The sequence below is a fragment of the Streptomyces virginiae genome, from assembly GCF_041432505.1.
Taxonomy (GTDB): Bacteria; Actinomycetota; Actinomycetes; order Streptomycetales; family Streptomycetaceae; genus Streptomyces; species Streptomyces virginiae_A.
This window is the reverse complement of sequence record NZ_CP107871.1, coordinates 8,255,863-8,272,704: the sequence shown is the minus strand read 5'-3', so window position 1 is coordinate 8,272,704 and position 16,842 is coordinate 8,255,863. Positions and strand designations below refer to the sequence as shown.

Annotated in this window: 19 protein-coding genes; 4 read left to right on the top strand and 15 right to left on the bottom strand. The window is 73.8% G+C overall.

Features of this window, described 5'->3' with window-relative positions; translation table 11 throughout:
- Nucleotides 1-12: 12 nt before the first annotated feature.
- The 3 genes from OG624_RS38155 to OG624_RS38145 all read right to left on the bottom strand — a co-directional run bounded on the left by OG624_RS38155 (nt 13) and on the right by OG624_RS38145 (nt 3,407).
- Nucleotides 13-1,635 carry a beta-N-acetylhexosaminidase gene (locus OG624_RS38155; protein ID WP_266354173.1) on the bottom strand — a complete coding sequence of 541 codons (1,623 nt, stop codon included), beginning with the start codon at nt 1,633-1,635 and terminating at the stop codon, nt 13-15.
- A gap of 62 nt (nt 1,636-1,697) precedes the next feature.
- Nucleotides 1,698-2,126 (bottom strand): GlcG/HbpS family heme-binding protein, encoded by a 429-nt coding sequence (locus tag OG624_RS38150; RefSeq protein WP_033216402.1) that lies wholly within the window; start codon nt 2,124-2,126, stop codon nt 1,698-1,700.
- Between the two features lie 48 nt (nt 2,127-2,174).
- Nucleotides 2,175-3,407, bottom strand: coding sequence for an MFS transporter (locus tag OG624_RS38145; protein ID WP_033216400.1), 1,233 nt, complete (start codon nt 3,405-3,407; stop codon nt 2,175-2,177).
- A 216-nt stretch (nt 3,408-3,623) separates the two neighbouring features.
- Between OG624_RS38145 and OG624_RS38140 the strand changes: the two genes are divergently transcribed.
- Nucleotides 3,624-4,076, top strand: a complete 453-nt coding sequence (locus OG624_RS38140) for a MarR family winged helix-turn-helix transcriptional regulator (RefSeq protein ID WP_033216398.1) — start codon at nt 3,624-3,626, stop codon at nt 4,074-4,076.
- 69 nt (nt 4,077-4,145) lie between these two features.
- On the opposite strand, the gene OG624_RS38135 is transcribed toward OG624_RS38140, so the two are convergent.
- Genes OG624_RS38135 through pdxR form a run of 4 tightly spaced genes read right to left on the bottom strand, consistent with a single transcriptional unit; the run spans nt 4,146 to nt 7,379 of the window.
- Nucleotides 4,146-4,670 carry a hypothetical protein gene (locus OG624_RS38135; protein ID WP_371589512.1) on the bottom strand — a complete coding sequence of 175 codons (525 nt, stop codon included), beginning with the start codon at nt 4,668-4,670 and terminating at the stop codon, nt 4,146-4,148.
- Nucleotides 4,667-5,347 (bottom strand): RNA polymerase sigma factor, encoded by a 681-nt coding sequence (locus OG624_RS38130; protein WP_266354177.1) that lies wholly within the window; start codon nt 5,345-5,347, stop codon nt 4,667-4,669. Before OG624_RS38130 ends, OG624_RS38135 begins: the two co-directional genes overlap by 4 nt.
- An 8-nt stretch (nt 5,348-5,355) precedes the next feature.
- On the bottom strand, nt 5,356-5,805 hold the full coding sequence (locus OG624_RS38125; protein ID WP_078909069.1) for an LAETG motif-containing sortase-dependent surface protein: 450 nt from the start codon (nt 5,803-5,805) through the stop codon (nt 5,356-5,358).
- Nucleotides 5,806-5,849: 44 nt separating this feature from the next.
- Nucleotides 5,850-7,379 carry a MocR-like pyridoxine biosynthesis transcription factor PdxR gene (pdxR, locus tag OG624_RS38120; protein WP_371589509.1) on the bottom strand — a complete coding sequence of 510 codons (1,530 nt, stop codon included), beginning with the start codon at nt 7,377-7,379 and terminating at the stop codon, nt 5,850-5,852.
- A gap of 29 nt (nt 7,380-7,408) precedes the next feature.
- Here pdxR and OG624_RS38115 point away from each other — a divergent pair, with 29 nt between their 5' ends.
- On the top strand, nt 7,409-8,374 hold the full coding sequence (locus tag OG624_RS38115; protein WP_371589508.1) for an EamA family transporter: 966 nt from the start codon (nt 7,409-7,411) through the stop codon (nt 8,372-8,374).
- Between the two features lie 113 nt (nt 8,375-8,487).
- On the opposite strand, the gene OG624_RS38110 is transcribed toward OG624_RS38115, so the two are convergent.
- Entirely contained in the window at nt 8,488-9,123 is a 636-nt protein-coding gene (locus OG624_RS38110; RefSeq protein WP_033216395.1) for a class I SAM-dependent methyltransferase, read from the bottom strand.
- Between the two features lie 104 nt (nt 9,124-9,227).
- On the opposite strand from OG624_RS38110, the gene OG624_RS38105 reads away from it, so the two are divergent.
- The gene (locus OG624_RS38105) at nt 9,228-11,051 is read left to right on the top strand and encodes a serine/threonine-protein kinase (protein ID WP_371589507.1); all 1,824 of its coding nucleotides are present in this window, start codon (nt 9,228-9,230) and stop codon (nt 11,049-11,051) included.
- 43 nt (nt 11,052-11,094) lie between these two features.
- Here OG624_RS38105 and OG624_RS38100 read toward each other — a convergent pair whose 3' ends face one another.
- Together OG624_RS38100 and OG624_RS38095 are read right to left on the bottom strand one after the other, a co-directional pair.
- Nucleotides 11,095-11,616: a GNAT family N-acetyltransferase gene (locus tag OG624_RS38100; RefSeq protein WP_161293360.1), complete on the bottom strand. Its 522-nt coding sequence runs from the start codon at nt 11,614-11,616 to the stop codon at nt 11,095-11,097.
- 42 nt (nt 11,617-11,658) lie between these two features.
- Nucleotides 11,659-12,033 (bottom strand): YbjQ family protein, encoded by a 375-nt coding sequence (locus OG624_RS38095; protein ID WP_030717675.1) that lies wholly within the window; start codon nt 12,031-12,033, stop codon nt 11,659-11,661.
- A gap of 436 nt (nt 12,034-12,469) precedes the next feature.
- Between OG624_RS38095 and OG624_RS38090 the strand changes: the two genes are divergently transcribed.
- Nucleotides 12,470-12,916 (top strand): SH3 domain-containing protein, encoded by a 447-nt coding sequence (locus OG624_RS38090; RefSeq protein WP_161293362.1) that lies wholly within the window; start codon nt 12,470-12,472, stop codon nt 12,914-12,916.
- A 54-nt stretch (nt 12,917-12,970) separates the two neighbouring features.
- On the opposite strand, the gene OG624_RS38085 is transcribed toward OG624_RS38090, so the two are convergent.
- From OG624_RS38085 to OG624_RS38065, 5 genes are read right to left on the bottom strand one after another with little or no spacing between them, the layout of a single operon-like run.
- A complete protein-coding gene (locus OG624_RS38085; protein WP_266354184.1) occupies nt 12,971-13,348 on the bottom strand; it encodes an NTP pyrophosphohydrolase in 378 nt (125 codons plus the stop codon).
- 13 nt (nt 13,349-13,361) lie between these two features.
- Entirely contained in the window at nt 13,362-14,387 is a 1,026-nt protein-coding gene (locus tag OG624_RS38080; protein ID WP_371640508.1) for a phosphatase domain-containing protein, read from the bottom strand.
- A gap of 3 nt (nt 14,388-14,390) precedes the next feature.
- Entirely contained in the window at nt 14,391-15,599 is a 1,209-nt protein-coding gene (locus OG624_RS38075) for an RNA ligase (RefSeq protein ID WP_371589503.1), read from the bottom strand.
- Between the two features lie 57 nt (nt 15,600-15,656).
- Nucleotides 15,657-16,349: an epimerase gene (locus OG624_RS38070; RefSeq protein WP_033216388.1), complete on the bottom strand. Its 693-nt coding sequence runs from the start codon at nt 16,347-16,349 to the stop codon at nt 15,657-15,659.
- A 3-nt stretch (nt 16,350-16,352) separates the two neighbouring features.
- Nucleotides 16,353-16,787, bottom strand: coding sequence for a VOC family protein (locus OG624_RS38065; protein WP_033216387.1), 435 nt, complete (start codon nt 16,785-16,787; stop codon nt 16,353-16,355).
- Nucleotides 16,788-16,842 lie beyond the last annotated feature (55 nt).

Below are 16,842 nucleotides of genomic sequence, written 5' to 3'. Positions count from 1 at the left end.
GGACCGGCCGGGTCAGAGCCGGTCGGCGAGGGCCTTGAAGTCGGCCCACGGCAGCTGGGGGGTACGCGCGTCCCACACCTTCTGGGAGAGCGCGGCCAGCGGAGCCTGGATGCCCGCGGCCACCTGGGCCTGGGTCTGGGCGCCGGCGAGGTCGCTCCAGATGGCGAGACGCCCGCCCAGGATCTGCGGCCCGTACGAGGCCGGGACGGGGGTCGTGCCGCGCAGGACGAGCGGGGTCCACTGCTCGTAGATCCGCTGCCCGGTGGGGTACGTGAACTGGTTGGGCTGGCCCAGTACGTAGTAGAGGTACTCGTCGTTGAGGTTGACGAGCTTGCGGCCCTCGCGCAGGTACTCCAGCGGCGGCCGGGCGCCGTTCTCCTTGCCCGTCCAGTACTCGACCTGGATGTCCTTCGCGGCGCTCGTCACGCCGCCCGCGAAGAACCCGTCGTTCCATGCCTTGAGGGCCTTCCCCGACGGCCGGACCACGGCGGCGCGGTCGTTCAGCCAGCCCGTCGCCAGGTCCTGGACCCGCGCGGAGGGCCCGTACCGCTGCTGGGCGGCGCGGGCGAGCTGGGGGAAGGAGGCCTGCGGGTCGCGGTAGACCAGCGCCTGGTACTCGTCGGCGCCCAGATGCCAGGCTCCGCCCGGGAAGAGCGGTATGTACTCGCGCAGCAGCTCGTCCACGAGCTTGGCGGACGCCGGGTTCGATATGTCCACGGCGCCCTTGACCGCCCGCCCCTGGGTGTCGCGCAGCTGCAGGTCGGGGTGGGCGCGCAGGACCGCGCCGAGGTGACCGGGCGAGTCGATCTCGGGGACCACGGTGATGTGCAGCCGGGCGGCGAGCGCGTTGATCTCGCGGACCTGGGCCTTGGTGAGGTGCGGGGTGGAGACGATCTCGGGGTGCGTGTCGGACTGGATCCGGAAGGCCTGGTCGTCGGAGAAGTGCAGGCCGAGCTGGTTGAGCTTGAGGTCGGCCATCTCGCGGAGCCGGTCCTCGATCCAGTCCGGGGAGTAGAACTTGCGGGCGATGTCGAGGTTGAGGCCGCGCTGCGGTTTGGCGGGGGCGTCGCGCACGGTGCCCTCAGGGGCCGAGCCGGCGCTCTTGACCGCCTGCTTGAGGGTCCGGGTGCCGTAGAAGACCCCGGCCTGGTCGGGGCCGTTGATGCGGACGCGGCCGTCCTTGACGTCGAGGGTGTACGACTCGGGCCCTCCCGCGGCCCCCGCGTCCAGCGAGAGCTCCACGTCCCCGGCGCGCGGCGCGGCCGATTTGCCGTAGCCGATGTTCAGTTCACCGGCCAACAGTTGGGCCTCGTCGGACAGGGCGGCGGTGTCGTCCGGGGCGACCACCACGCGGGCGTCCGGGGTGGGCTTCCAGCCGGGGCCGCGGGCGGGTACGTGCTCCCGCACCGCCGGAATGGTCCGCGGGGCGGTGGACAGCGGGTAGGACGGGGTCGGCGTGGGCGTGGGGGCGGCCTCGGCCGGGCGCGCCGCCGTCGTGGAGGAACCCGGGGCGCTGGGGGCCGCGGGCGCCTCGTCGGAGGCGGCCGTGCAGCCCGGGAGGGCAAGGGTGACCAGCGCGGCGACCGTGGCCGTCGCGATGGTGTGGACCCTCCGGTGTCGCCTCTGTGTGCTCATGATGGGTGCGTGTCCCCCGTACCAACGTGGCACGGGGGACCCGGGCGCGCGACCCGGCGGGCTCAGATCAGGGCGTCCCGCGCGGCGACGGCGAAGCCGTGGTCCTGCTCGGGGGCGCCGCCGCCGACGCCGACGGCGCCGATGAGGCGGCCGTCGCGGTGGACGGGCAGCCCGCCCGCGATGAACAGCAGCGGCCGGTCGAGGGCCGTGGGCAGGGTGTGGAAGGGACCGTCGGGCCGGACGGCTTCGACGAGGTCGGCGGTGGGCGCGTTCAGCTGGAGCGCGGTGTAGGCCTTGCGGGTGCTGGTCTCGCCGGAGATCAGCACGGCGCGGTCGTCGCGGCGGAAGGCGAGCAGGTGCCCGCCGGCGTCGAGGACGGTGACGCTGACCGTGGCCCCGGCCGCTTCGGCGGCGGCCGCGGCGGTCGCGACGAGCAGCTCGGCGTCCTCGGTGGTCAGGGGGGCGACGGCGGTACGGGTGGCGGTGGACATGCGGGTCTCTCCTTGCGGGCGGGGGGTGCGTGCGTACGCGGGGGGGGATCAGTGGTGGGCGGGGACGGCCGCGGTCGTTCCGGGGGCGCCGGCCGCCACGACCGTGCCCCGCTCGCCGCGGGCCGAGCGGCGCGTCGTACGGCGTTCCAGTGCGCCGGAGACGAGGGCGAGCAGCAGGGCGGAGGCGGCCAGGGCGGCGCCGACCCAGTTGGGGGCGGTCCAGCCGAGGCCGGCGGCGATCACCAGGCCGCCGAGCCAGGCGGCGAGCGCGTTGCCCAGGTTGAAGGCGCCGATGTTGACGGCCGAGGCCAGGGTGGGCGCCCCGGCGGCCTGGTCCAGGACGCGCTTCTGGAGCGGGGGCACGGTGGCGAAGCCGAGGGCGCCGATCAGCACGAGGGTGACGGCCGCGCCGACCTTGGTGTGGGCGGTCAGGGTGAAGACGGCGAGGGTGACGGCGAGGGCGCCCAGGGCCACGTACAGCATCGGCATCAGCGCGCGGTCGGCGTACCGTCCGCCGATGAGGTTGCCGGCGACCATGCCGAGGCCGAAGAGGACCAGGAGCCAGGTGACGGAGGTGTCGGCGAAGCCCGCGACGTTCGTCATCATCGGGGTCACGTAGGTGATCGCGGCGAAGACACCGCCGAAACCGAGGACGGTCATCGCCATCGCGAGCAGCACCTGGACGTTGCGGAACGCGGCGAGCTCACTGCGGATCCGTACCCCGCCCTCGGGCCGGGGCAGGTCGGGCACCAGCCGCGCGATGCCGAGCAGACCGGCGACACCGAGCGCGGCGACGATCAGGAAGGTGACGCGCCAGCCGAGGGTCTGGCCGACGAAGGTGCCGAGCGGGACGCCGACGACGTTGGCGACCGTCAGTCCGGTGAACATCATGGCGATCGCGCCGGCCTTCTTCTCGGGGGCGACGAGCTCGGCGGCGACGACCGCGCCGATGCCGAAGAAGGCGCCGTGGGCGAGCGAGGCGACGACGCGGCCGGCGAGCATGACGCCGAAGGCGGGGGCGAGGGCGGAGAGCACGTTGCCCGCGATGAAGAGGCCCATGAGCAGCATCAGCATGCGCTTGCGGGGAATGCGGGTGCCGAGCACGGTCATGAGGGGTGCGCCGAGGACGACGCCGAGGGCGTAGCCGGTGACCAGGAAGCCCGCGGTGGGGATCGAGACGCCGTACGTGCCGGCGACCTCGGGGAGCAGGCCCATGATCACGAATTCGGTGGTGCCGATCCCGAAGGCCCCGACGGCGAGGGCGAGGAGTGCGAGAGGCATGGGGGAGGTGTCCTTCAGGGGAGGGGGTGGTGCGCGGTGCAACGGCGGCGACGGCGGGATGTGGGCCGGTCACGACCGGGTTCCGCTGATTGCGGTCGCCGATTGCATGCGTCCACATTAATTGCAGACGCGGGATATTTGCAAGCGCGGGCTATTGCGCGTGTGGACTATCCTGGGGACACAGACCCAGCCAGGGACGCTTCGTTGGAGGAGCCCATGACGGCCACGGACAGCGCGCTCACCGCCCTCTCCCAGGGCTGGTGCGCCCTCTCCCTCCTGCACGGGCGGATCGAGGCACACATCGAACGGGCCCTGCAGGCGGGGCACGGACTCAGCGTGCGCGAGTACTCGCTGCTGGACGTGCTCAGCCGCCAGCACAACGGCCCGGGCGGACACCTGCGGATGCACCAGGTCGCCGACTCGGTGGTGCTCAGCCAGAGCGCGACGACCCGGCTGGTGAGCAGGCTGGAGGACCGCGGCCTGCTGAACCGCTACATCTGCGACACCGACCGGCGGGGCATCTACACCGATGTCAGCGAGGCGGGCCTGGCCCTCCTGGCCGCCGCCCGCCCCACCAACGACACCGCCCTGCGCGAGGCGCTCGACGAGGCGTCGCTCAACCCGGAACTCGCCCCGCTGGTGGTGGCGGTGGAAAACCTCCGACACTGACCGACACCGGCCGGAACCGACCGACGCCGGCCCTGCGCCGGCCCGGGGCCTCCCCCGGGCCGGATCGCCTCAGCGGGGGGCGGAGCTCGGCGGTGGCGAGGACGTCACGACCGCTCCGCGCGCCCCGGACGGGCTCGCCGAAGGCGACGCCGCTCCCGACGGCCTGGGCGAGACCGGGACCGACGGGCTCACCGACCGGCCGGGGGGCGAGGAAGCGGCCGGGCTCCCCGAGGAGTCCACGCCCGGGCTCCGCTCCCCCGAACCCGACGGCCGCGGCGCCGGAGACGTCGGCCGCTCCGGGGAGGGGCCGGGGGCCGTGATCCTCGGCGGGGTGGCCGGCGGCACCGGGCCGGGCGCCGGATCGGGGGCCGACAGCAGGTAGCCGATCCCGGCGACCGCCGCTGCCGCCGCCAGGCCCGCCAGCGGCAGGGCGAACCGCCGCAGCCCGGCCATCGGCCGCCGTCCCGGGTGGGCCCCCGGCGGCTCCGCGGGGCGCAGCCGTCGGACGTCGATGCCGTCCGCACGCGCGTCGAGGGCCGCCCGCAGTCGGCGCTCGACGGGGCGCTCGGCGAGGCGTTCGCCGTCACGCGTCATATCCGTCCCTCCAGAATCCGTTCCAGGGCGTCCAGGCCGCGGCTCGCGTTGGACTTCACCGCTCCCCGGCTGATCCCGAGGGTGGCCGCGATCTCCGCCTCGCTGAGATCGGCCCAGTACCGCAGCACCAGCACCTGGCGGCGGCGCGGGGTGAGCCGGCCGAGCGCGGCGAGTACCTCGCGGTGCGCCTCGTCGAGGACCACGTGGTCCTCGGCGGACGGTATGTCGGCCGCCGTCGGTGGGGTCCAGGCCCGGACGGTCCGCCTGCGGCGCAGCACCGAGCGGGAGGTGTTGACCACCGCGGTCCGCAGGTAGCCCAGCGCGTTGTCGACCTCGGTGATCTGCTCCCCGTGCCGCCGGTACAGCGCGGTGAACGCGTCCTGGACCACGTCCTCGGCGGTGGCCAGGTCGTCGACGAGCAGCACCGCGAGCCGGACCATCCGCAGCCGGTGCGCGTGGTAGAGCTCGGTGACGGTGGGCGGCCGCGACGCCCCGAGGCCCGTGTGGTCGTGGTCGTGGCTGTACGGCGGCCCGTACGAGGATCCGTACGGGTCCGGGCGCGACCGCGGGGAGGTGGCCGGGGCCGAGCGCTCGCGGCGCAGCAACGACCAAAGGCCCCGCCACGCCCGGCCGAAGCCGGGCGTGAGGGGGCCGACGGGTGATGCCAGTTGGAGCACGGGTTTCCTCAGCTGTTCGCGCGGCGCCGCACGGCGTACAGGGCTCCCGCGCCGGCCAGGACCAGGACGGTGGCCCCCGCGCCCATGGCGACCGTGGTCGCCGAGGAGCCAGTATGCGCGAGCTCCGGGGTGCCGGGGGCGGCGGCCGGCTCGGACGGTGACGCGCTGGGCCGGACGCCCGACCCCGGGGCCGACGGAGCGGCACTGGGGGCGGCGCTGGGGGACGCGCTCCGCGTGTCCGATCCCGCGCTCGGCGGGGTGCTCACCGACGGGGAGGGCTTGACCGCACCCGCGCTGGGCGAGGCACTCGCGGGCACGCTGACGGCCGGGGAGGGCGCGGCCGAGCCGCCGCTCGCGGCGAAGGCCGGGCCGGCGAGGGCGACGGCCATCCCGGCGGCGGCAGCGGTGACGGCCGTCGTCCGGCGCAGGGCCAAGGGGACGCGCAACAGGTTCTTCACGGTGGTTCTCCACGGTCGGGTCGAGGACGCGGGACTGCGCCCCTTCACCCCCGCACGACGCGCGACCCCCCGGGAGGTTGCCGCCGTTCCGGAAAAACTTTCCGACCGGTTTCCGGCAGCGCCGCCACCACCCCGGCCAGCGCCGTGGCCAGGGTGGCGACGCCCTCCTCGATCTCTCCCGTCGAGCCCGCCGCGTAGCCGAGGATCAGTCCCGGCGGGCCGGGCCGGATCCGGTGCCAGGACAGCGGATGGGTCTTCACGCCCAGGGCCAGGGCCGCCGAGGCCAGGTCCGTGTCCTCGAAGTCGGCGCCGTCGAAGGTGACCATCAGGTGCAGCCCGGCCGCCGCGCCGTGCACCCGGGCACCGGGCAGTAGTTCGGCGACGGCCCCGAGCATGGCGTCGCGGCGTCGGCGATGGCGTCGCCGGACGTGGCGCAGGTGCCGTTCCAGCTCGCCGGAGTCCATCAGCCGGGCGAGGACCAGCTGGGCGAGGACCGGATTGCCGAGGTCGGCGTAGCGCTTGGCGGCGGTCACGGCGTCCCGCAGGCGCGGTGGGACCAGCAGCCAGCCCAGGCGTAGGGCGGGGGCGAGGAGCTTGGACACGCTCCCGGCGTAGCAGACCCCCTCGGGCAGCAGGGCGCGCAGGGCGGGAACGGGCGCCCGGTCGTAACGGTGCTCGGCGTCGTAGTCGTCCTCGATGACCAGTCCCCCGGCGGCCGCCCAGCCGAGCAGGTCCCGGCGGCGCTCGCCGTCGAGGACGACCCCGGTCGGGAACTGGTGCGCCGGGGTGAGCAGGACGGCCCCGGCGCCGCTCGCCCGCAGGGCGGCCACGTCCAGCCCGGCCTCGTCCACCGGCACGGGGACCGCCTCCAGCCGCCCGTACTCCAGCTGCTGCCGGGCGCCCAGCGAGCCCGGGTCCTCCACGGCGACCCGGTGCACGCCCTCCTCCCGCAGGACGTGCGCGAGCAGCGCCAGCGCCTGGGCGACGCCCGCGACGACGACCACCTCGTCGGGGTCGGCGCGGATCCCCCGGTTCCGGGCCAGCCAGCCGACGACCGCCTCGCGCAGTGCGGGTGCGCCCTGGGGGTTCCCGTAGCCGAAGTCGGCCGGGGTGAGCGAGGCGAGGACCCGGCGTTCGGCCTGCAGCCAGGCGGTACGGGGGAAGGCGGCGAGGTCGGGCACGCCGGGCGAGAGGTCGATCCGGCACGGTACGGCGCGCAGCGCGTCCACGAGTCCGCCCCGCTCGGGCGCGCGGGAGGGGGCGGCCGCCGGGGATGGCGCGGCGACGACCACGGTGCCGCCCCGGCCCCGACCACTGACCTGGCCGGTCTCGGCGAGGCGCTGGTAGGCCTCGGTGACGAGCCCTCGGGAGACGCGCAGTTCGGCGGCGAGGACCCGGCTCGCCGGTAGCCGACTGCCGACCGGGAGGGTGCCGTCGGCGATGGCGGCGCGGAGCCGGCCGGCCAGCCATTCGGTGCGGCCGCCGGGCGGGGCCTGACCTACGTCGAGCTGGAGGAAGTCCGAGCCGCCGGGGCCTTTGGACCCCTCGGTGTCACCTGGATTGGACCTGCTCATGGGGCCATTGTGCGGCCAGGCTGGATCCCATGCACACACGGCCCGCTTCCACCTCGACCTCCACCCCCACCTCCGTTCCCGACTCCCCGAACTCTCCCGGCGGCTCCACCGCGCTTCGTGACCTGGTTCCGGGGATCGCGGGGATGGCGTTGGTCGGCAGCAGCGTCACGGTCTCGCGGGCGCTCGTCGACGCCCCGCTGTTCGCCACCCAGGCCGTCCGGTACGCCGCCGCCGCGCTGCTGCTGTTCGCCCTGGCCCGGGCCGCCCGGGTGCCGGTGCACATGCCGCGCGGCCGGGAGTGGCTGTGGCTGGCGGGGATCGCGGCGACCGGGCTGGTGCTGTTCAACGTGGCCGTGGTCCGCGGGGTCGCACACGCCGAACCGGCCGTCATCGCCGTCGCGGTGGCCTCCGTACCGATCCTGCTGGGACTGCTCGGCCCCTTCCTGGAGGGGCGCCGACCCAGCCGCCGGGTGCTGCTCGCGGCTCCGGTGGTGGTGGCGGGGGCGGTACTGGTCGAGGGGACGGGCCGGACGGATGCCGCCGGCGTGGCCTGGGCGGCCCTCGCGCTGGGCTGCGAGGCCGCCTTCACCCTGCTCGCGGTGCCGGTGTTGCGCCGGCACGGGGCGTGGGGGGTGTCCGTGCACGCGGTGTGGCTGGGTGCGCTGATGCTGGCGGGGCTCACGGTCGTCTTCGAGAGCCCCGCCGAGCTGACGTCGCTGGGCCGGGCCCAATGGGCGGCGGCCGGCTACCTCGCCGTCATGGTGACGGCCGTGGCCTTCCTGCTCTGGTACCGCACGGTGGCCGCCGTGGGCGCCGGCCGCGCCGGCCTGCTGACCGGGGTCGCGCCCCTGGCCGCGGCCGGTGCGGGGGTCCTCGCGGGCAGCGGGGTCCCGGGGCCGGCCGTGTGGCTGGGCCTGCTCGTGGTGATCGCGGGGCTGGCGGCGGGGCTGCGCCCCGACCGGGCCCCGCGGTCCGCTGCTACGCCGCCGGCGTGACGTCCGCGGTCAGCCGCTCCAGCTCGCGTACCGCGGCTTCGACGTCATAGGTCCGCAGGACGGGCTCGTGTGACGGGTCCTGCGGCGTGCGTCCCGTGCGAGGTCCGTCTCCGTCACGAACCCACGCTCCGGCGCGCGTAGCAGAAGAGGTGCTCCTCCGGGACCGCTCGGTCGTCGGCGGGCCGGAAGTGCGCGGTGTGGTGGTGGAGTACCTCCAGGCCCAGGTCGGCGAGCCGGGCCAGGTGGTCCGCCGTGGAGAGGCTGCTGACGGTGACCTCGTGGCCCATCCACTCGATGTCCAGGCCTCGGATGTCCCCCGGCACCGTGGCCAGCACGAAGTACCCTCCCGGCGCGACCCAGGACGCCATGCGGTCCAGTGCCTCCGCGACCTCCGGCTGGTCCATCACCAGCAGCGGGAAGAAGGAGCACACCGCGTCGAAGTCGGCCCGCTCGGGTGTGTAGGTCCGTACGTCGGCCTGCTCGAAGCGGGCCTGCGGGACTCTGACGCGGGCCAGTTCGACCATGGCCGCCGAGACGTCGATGCCGGTGACGGCGCAGCCGGCCCGGACGAGAGCCTCGGCGGTGGGGCGTCCGGTGCCGCTGCCCACGTCCAACACCCGAGCCCCGGAGGGCAGTCGACCGGTGAGCCAGTCAAGAGCGGCCAGTTGGCCGGGAACCCGCCCGAAGACCTCCTCGTAGCGCTCCCCCAGATCGTCGAACACCTCTGCCGCCGACTTGCGTTGACTCATCGGGCCGCCCCTTCGTCTCCGGAGTGACCACCGTACCGGCGCGGTGCGTCGGTCGTCCGCTCCCCCGTTAGGATCTGGTGCCAGTGATCATCAAGGGGGAGCCCATGACCAACAGCGCCGACGCCGTACTGAGACCGCTCGGTCCGGGCGATCCGCAGGAGATCGCCGGTTACCGGCTGCTCGCGAAGATCGGCGAAGGCGGTATGGGTTCCGTGTACCTCTCGCGGACCCGCGGGAACCAGCCGGTCGCCCTCAAGGTCATCCGTCGTGAGTTCGCCCAGGAGCAGGACTTCCGGGTCCGCTTCGAGCGCGAGGTGCAGGCCGCCCGCCGGGTGCAGGGCTACCACATCGTGCCGGTGCTCGACCATGACACCAGTGGCGAACAGCCGTGGCTGGCGACCGCGTTCGTGCCGGGCCTGGCACTCGACGACGCCCTCGCCACGCACGGCCCGCTGCCGCTGTCCGCGGTGTTCCAGCTGATCGGTTGCACGGCGCAGGCCCTGCACTCCATCCATGCCGCCTCGGTGGTGCACCGCGACCTCAAGCCGAGCAACATCCTGCTCGGGTCCAACGGCCCGTGGGTGATCGACTTCGGGATCGCGCGCGCCACCGACACCACCCAGCTGACGCGCAGCGGCGGTTTCGTCGGCACGCCGCAGTACATGTCCCCCGAGCACGCGCTCGGCCGGACGGTCACCGCGGCGACCGATGTCTTCGCGCTGGGTCTGATCGCCGCGGTCGTGGCCACCGGTCGCCACCCGTACGGCGACGGCGCGGGGCTGTCCATCGCCGCCGCGATAGCCAACACCCCGCAGCAGGCACCGGACCTGAGCGGCTACCCGGAGCCGCTGCGCCAGCTGTTGGAGCGCTGCCTGCACTCCGACCCCGAGCAGCGGCCCACCCCGACGGAGCTGGCCGAGTGGTGCGGCCGTGCGGCGGGCCGGGAGCTGCGGGACTTCGACGGCTGGCTGCCCGCTCCGCTGGCCACGGAGATCGAGCGGCGCGAGCGTTCGGCGCGGGCACAGGCCCAGGCGCCGGCGCCGTCCCCGACGCAGTTCTCGGCACCGGCGGCACCGACGCAGGCCCCGGCCCCGCCGTCGTACGCCCCCACGCAGGCGCCCGGGCCGGTCCCCCCGGCGTACGCGCCGACCCAGGGCCCCGGTCCGGTGGGCGGCGCGCACCCGCCCCTGTACGGCGCGCCCACCGCCGCACCCGCCTACGCCCCGGCCTACGGCGCGCCGGCCGAACCGGCCGCCCCCGCCCCCGCCGCGCGCCGCGGTCGGGTGCCGCTGGTGGTGGGAGCGGGTGTCCTGGTCGTCGCCCTCGCCGCGGGTGGCACCTGGTACCTGACGCGCGAGGACGACAGCGGCGCGAAGGGGTCCGCGAGCGACAGCGAACCGAAGAAGCCGGCAGAGTCCCCGAAGGACGCGTCGCCCGCGGCGCAGGCCGGCGGCTCGACCCCTTCCCCCTCGGCTTCGGGCTCGTCCTCCGGCGGGCCCGCCACGCGCACCTACACCGTGGTGTTCAAGGACAAGCCCGTGAAGTTCCTGGCGCCCAGGGAGTTCGGCAAGATCAACGTGATCGACCTCGACTTCCCCAAGGTGGCTCCCTTCCCGGGCATCGGCTACAACGACCGGGAACTGTCCATGGGCTACGAGGACGTCCAGAGCGGTACCCCGTTCGGCAAGAGCAAGGGCGCCACCCCGGAGCAGTGCGAGACCGGGGCCGCCACCGATCCGATTCCCGACAAGCTGCCTCAGTCGGACCTCGGCGGGGCGGACAGCGCCATCGTCCAGGGCGACCTGCTGTGCACCGTCACGAGCAAGGGCAATCTCGCGATGGTCAAGATCGTCAGCGTCGAGCCCTCGACGGACAGGCTCTACAAGGTCCCGACGTACCTCACCGAAGTGACCCTCTGGAAGCGGTAGGCCCCGCTGCGGGCAGGGCCTGAGCACGACGGGCCGGACGGCTTCACCGGCAGCGGCTCCGCCCTTGTGTGGAACGTTCCATGCAGACCAGGTGGTCCCGTTCGTCCCACGGCGCGGTGACGGTGAAGCCGAGCCGTTCGTAGAGCGCGATCGCTCCGGTCCGCCAGTCCCACACCGACAGCCGCACCGCGGCGGCGCCGCTCTCCTCGGCTTGGGCGAGCGCGGCGCCGATCAGGCGGGACGCGACGCCCAGCCCGCGGAACTCCGGGGCCGTCCAGAGCCGCTTCACCTCGTGCCGGCCCCCGACCGGGGCGGTCACCACCAGGCAGCCGACCGCGGTGTCCCCGCTCAGCGCCAGCAGCACCACGTCGTCGGCGAACGCGGCCCGCGGATCGGCGATCTCCGCCCGGTAGCGGTCCGGCAGACCGTCCACGCCGGCGACGGCCGCACCCTTCTCGGCCTCGGTCCGCAGATGGTAGGCGGCCAACAGCTCGGCCAGGCCGTCCTGGGCGGAGAGGGCCCGACCGGGCCGGCGGACGACGACAACCTCGTATCGATCGGTCACGAGGTGAGCATCGCAGCAGGGGCAGGGCGCCGGTCGGGCGGGTCAGGTGGACGCGGGGACGAGGACGACGGCCGTTCCGTACGCGCACACCTCGGTCCCGACGTCCTGCGCGTCGGTGACGTCGAAGCGCATCATCAGCACGGCGTTGCCGCCGCGCGCCTTCGCCTGTTCGATGAGCCGGTCCATGGCCTGGTTCCGGGTCTCCACCAGGGTCTTGGTGAGGCCCTTCAGCTCGCCGCCGATCATCGACTTCAGGCCCGCGCCGATCTGGCTGCCCAGGTGGCGGGAGCGGACGGTGAGGCCGAAGACCTCGCCGATGACGCGCTCGACCCGGTAGCCGGGGACGTCGTTGGTCGTCACGACGAGGACGCCGCTCTCGTGTGCGCCGGCGCCGCCGCCGTAGTCATCGATTCCCATGGCACCCACTCTCGCACCCGCCGGGCACCGTCCGCACCCCGGAGCGGATGCGGACCGCCGCCGGGCGGGTGCGTGACTACACCTCAACCTCCTTGTGTACCACCCAGGTTGTATGACGTCGCATCCTTGAGTGGTAGGCCGGTCTCATCCCCTGGATGGGCGCGGTGCCGGTGGCCGCGCCGTAGATTTTCATCCGCCGGCTCATCGGCCGGCATCGGCCCATTCCCCCCGGGGCCCCGCTGCGTAGCCGTGCCCGTTCGGGGGCGGGCACGGCCACGCACCTCCGTGGAGCAAATTGGTCATATCGGGTTAAACAGCGGTGAGCCACCGGGACCACGCGCCCCACCCTCGCCATAGTCGTCCCTGGCAACCGCCTGGTTGTCGCCCCGTGCCGCGCGTCGCGGCCGGGTGGATGTCTTCGTAGAGGAGCCGGCTCATGCTGAAGCCCACCAGAACCACCCTCGCTCTCGCCACCGGCAGCCTGGTTCTCGGTCTGGTCGGAGCGGGCGCCGCCGTCGCCGACGACGGTCCGGAGAACCGCCCGCCGCGGGAGATCGTCGTCGGCGGTGGGTCCGCGGAGCCCGGTGTCTACCCCGAGCGGCACGTCACCGGCAAGGTCGTCTCGAAGGGCCCGCTGACGGTCCGCAGCAAGCCGAGCACCCGCTCGCAGTCCCTCGGCCACGTGTACCCGAACAGCAAGGTCGAGATCGACTGCAAGAAGTACGGTGACAACGTCGACGGCAACCGCATCTGGTACCGCCTGGCCGAGCGGAACGGCAGCTGGGAGAACGACGCCGCGGCGCCCAAGCACGCGTACGACAAGGAGCGCTGGGTCTCCGCGCGCTACGTCAAGAACCTCTCCGAGGTGAAGTACTGCCGCTGACCCGGTCCCGCCGGTAGGCAGATCCCACGGGTGGCCGGACCGGCAGGTCGGCAGTCAGTCCACCGGGCGTACGGCACGCGGACCCACGCACTCCACGCCGTACGCCCGGACCCGTTCCCGCAGTTCTCGGTCGGCCGTGACCACGACGCAGCCGCGCTCGGCGTACGCGGCGGCCAGCTCCACGATCCGATCGTCACCGCTGCCGGGCGCCGGGTCCACCCGTACGCCGGGCACGGACTCGACACCCCGGGCGGCGCCTTCGACGACGAGGACGATCTCCTCGTCCCCGCTCCGGCCGGCCAGCAGGTCGCGCAGCCGGACGGCCGCGCCCCGCCGGTCCCGCCACCAGCCGTCGGGCACCGAGCCGACGACGTTCGCGCCGTCCACGATCAGCACGTGCCGCCGGGCACCGGTGGCCTCCCTCGCGTTCACGGTGGCCCGATCCTCAGAAGTCGCCGTAGTTGACCTGCCAGGTGGGCAGGCCCATCCGGCGCCAGATCGCGACCACCCGGTCCCGGTCGTCGAGCGAGACCCGTACCGCGTACCGGTGTCGCACGTGGCTGTCGAACAGCTCCGCCTTCACCACGTCGTCGCGGCGCGTGTCTCCCGCCGGACGCATCCACAGCTCGTCGTACGGCACTTCGTGGCGCCGCAGCCAGGACTCGGTCTGCGGGCGGTGCTCCTCGCCGCGCCCCGACAGCAGCACGATGACGTCTCCGTCGGCACGCCGGAAGGCGTCGAGGGCGTGCCGTACCGGCTCGTTGAGCAGGTCGAGCTCGCAGCGCGAGAAGTCGTACGGGCCCCGGTCGCCGGTCAGTGCGAGTGTGCCGTCGATGTCGCACATCACCGCCGCCGGCAGAGCCGGGTCGGGGACGTACTCGGTCACCGGCGGCGCGGCCATCGCTCCCGACCCGCCGTTCATCCACTCCGCCGTCAGCCGCCAGCCTCCCCGCCGCGCCTTCTCGTGCTTCTCGGCCAGGATGCGGATGATCTCCTCGCCGACCTGGCGCTCGCGCCCGGCGTCCCGGCGCAGGCACTCCTCCAGCGGGACGTCGGTGAAGTCGTGCACGACGAAGGTCGCGAGACCTCCGACCGCCGCCTTGAGCCGCTTGGGGATGTTCTTGGTCAGATGGGTGTTGTCGACGACCACGTCGAATCCGCCGTCGACCGCGGCGCGGACCGCCGCGTCCTGGACGGCCAGCACGGTCTGCTCGTGCCGGAAGCTACGGCCCCGCGCGGGGTCCGGGAGGTCGAGCATGAGGCGCAGGTCGTCGAGGTTGACGCGGCGCATGCGGCCACCGGCCTCGGCCTGCAGGGCGCGCGCGGCCGTCGTCTTGCCGGAGGCCGGCAGGCCCGTCATGACGTGCACGACGGGCAGCCGGGGCTCCTCGACGGCGACCAGGGCCGCGGTCTCGCCCGCGGTCGCCTCGGCGGTGGGGTTCGCGTCCGTGTGGGGTGTCTCTTCGGACACGGGTCAGTTCTCCTCGTCGTTCGTGAAGGGGTCGGACGTCTCCGGCCGCACGTTGCGCCAGACGGCCAGTTCCGTGGACCGACCGTCCAGGCGCAGGAACATCGCGGCCCGGATCTCCCGCTCGGGCAGGGCCTTCACGGCACGGGCGAAGGCACCCCGGTCGGCCGCCAGGTGCGCCAGCCCCGCGTACGCCTCGTCGATGGCACGCTCGCGCAGCGCCGCCTCGGACTCGAGCCGCTCGATCACCTCGCGCACCCACACGTCGAACTCGTCGGGCACCTGGTCGAGCAGGGCGTCGAGCGGCTTGCCGCTCGACGCCTCGATCTCGGCGGCCGTGGTGCCGAGGCCCTGGGCGAGCTGCCCCAGCGGCAGGCCGGCGAACCGCTGGATGCCGTGGGCGCGCCAGATGTCCCGCTCGGTGGCCTTGGTGAGCACCCGGTGGAGTCGTACGTACTCGGCCAGCTTGGCCTTCGCGCGCACACCGGAGGCGAAGCGCAGCACGAACCCCTCCGCCTGGGTGCCGGTCGCCGAGGCGCCGCCGGGCAGGGTGTTGGACTCGGCCAGCGCGATCAGCTCGTGGAGGGGCATGGCGGGCCACACCGTGACGACGGACCCGATTCCCTCCCAGTGCGGGGCGGCCTCGGCGAGCGGGACCTCGGTGCCGTCCGGCCCGAAGGCCGCGAGCAGGACGAGGTCCCGGCGGTCGCCGTAGTCGACGACGATGCGGTTCTGCGGGTACAGGATCTCGGCGAGGTAGGTGGTGCCGGGGCGCAGGGCCCCGGTGTCCCGGCCGTCGAGCGTGCGCTGCGCCCAGGTCGCCTGGGCGCTGATGAAGGAGCCCTTGGAGGCGACCCGCCAGCGGCCCGCGTAGTGGAAGACGACGGCGAGGCTGCCGTCGACCTTGTCGTAGACCTCGAACGGCTCGTCCGGGAGGGCGGGGGCGTACGGCTGACCCGACTCGTGCTCGCCGACGTTGAAGAACTTCGGCAGCGGCAAGGCGACGACGGCGCCGGTGGTGTCGTCGGCGACGAGTCCGCGACAGCGCGTGGTGACGTCGTTCCAGACGCGGTCGTACTGGGCCGTCCGTGTGTAGGTGTAGATGGACAGCGGCAGTTCGGGGTGCGACTTGCGGGTCACGTACCCTGCGTCGATCGACTCCGCCAGCGCTTGCGCGGGCATCAGGTCATGCAGAGTCAGGGTCTCCTGGCTCATGGGGTCCTCCCGGTTCGAGATGGCTCATTCTCACGTGCGGGAGGGTGTGCCCGGTAGTCAATTATGCCTGGTCGGCGCTCCGCCCAGGCGGTTGATGTCGGCGGGCCGCAGGATGTGGCCGGGGACCTCGGTGCCGGGTCGGGCGACCGCGATCATGGCGCGGCCGAAGGCCTCGGAGGTGATGACGAGGTTCGGGGCGACCCGCCGCACGAGGGGGACCAGCGGTCCGAGGACGGCGTAGAACATCCGTGAGATGCGGGCCTTGGAGGGCACGCCGCGCACCGGCTGGACGATCCCGGGGCGGAACATGTAGGCGCGGAAGGGGAGTTCCAGCAGGTCGTTCTCGGTCCTGCCCTTGACCCGGGCCCACATGGAACGGCCCCGCTCGGTACTGTCCGTGCCTTCGCCGGAGACGTAGACGAAGGTCATGCCGGGATTGGCGGCGGCCAGGGGCCGGGCCACGGCGAGCGTCAGGTCGTGGGTGACGTGCCGGTACGCCTCCTCCGTCATACCGACGGAGGAGACTCCGAGGCAGTAGAAGCAGGCGTCGTACGCGGCCGGGTCGATCCCGGCGGCCGCCAGGTCGGACGGGTCGCTCTGCACGGACTCGCGCAGCTTGGGGTGGCTGACGCCGAGCGGCGTGCGTCCGACGGCGAGGACGCTCTCGACCGTGTCGTCGCGCAGGCATGCGCGCAGGACGCCCCGGCCGAGCATGCCGGTCGCGCCGAAGAGGATCACCTTCACGGACATCCCCTAGTGAGAGACGCAGAGCTCGTTGCCCTCGGGGTCGGCGAGGGTCGTCCATACGCTGGGGCCCTGGTTGCCCTCGTGCAGGTGCGTGGCGCCCTTGGCGATGAGGCGTTCGACCACCTCTTTCGGGTCGTCGGAGCCGGTCCGGACGTCGAAGTGGGCCCGGTTCTTGACCGTCTTGGGTTCGGGGACGTACTGGAACAGGACGCGGGGCGCGCGCTCCAGCCCCTCCGGGTGGCGGATCGCGGCGCCCGCCTTCCAGACGAGGGTGCCCCGGTGGGTCTTGGTGTCGTCCTCGCTCGCGTGGCCCGCCTCGATCAGGCCGCGGATGAACTGCTCGTCGCTCGGCTCCACTTCCCAGCCGAGGGCCTCGGCCCACCAGTCGGCGAGCGTGTGCGGGTCGGTCGAGTCGATGGTCACCTGGAATGTGTACGCCATGCCCGGACCCTACTGAGGAGAGGGCGCCGTCGCCACACGGCCGGACGGGGGGTGG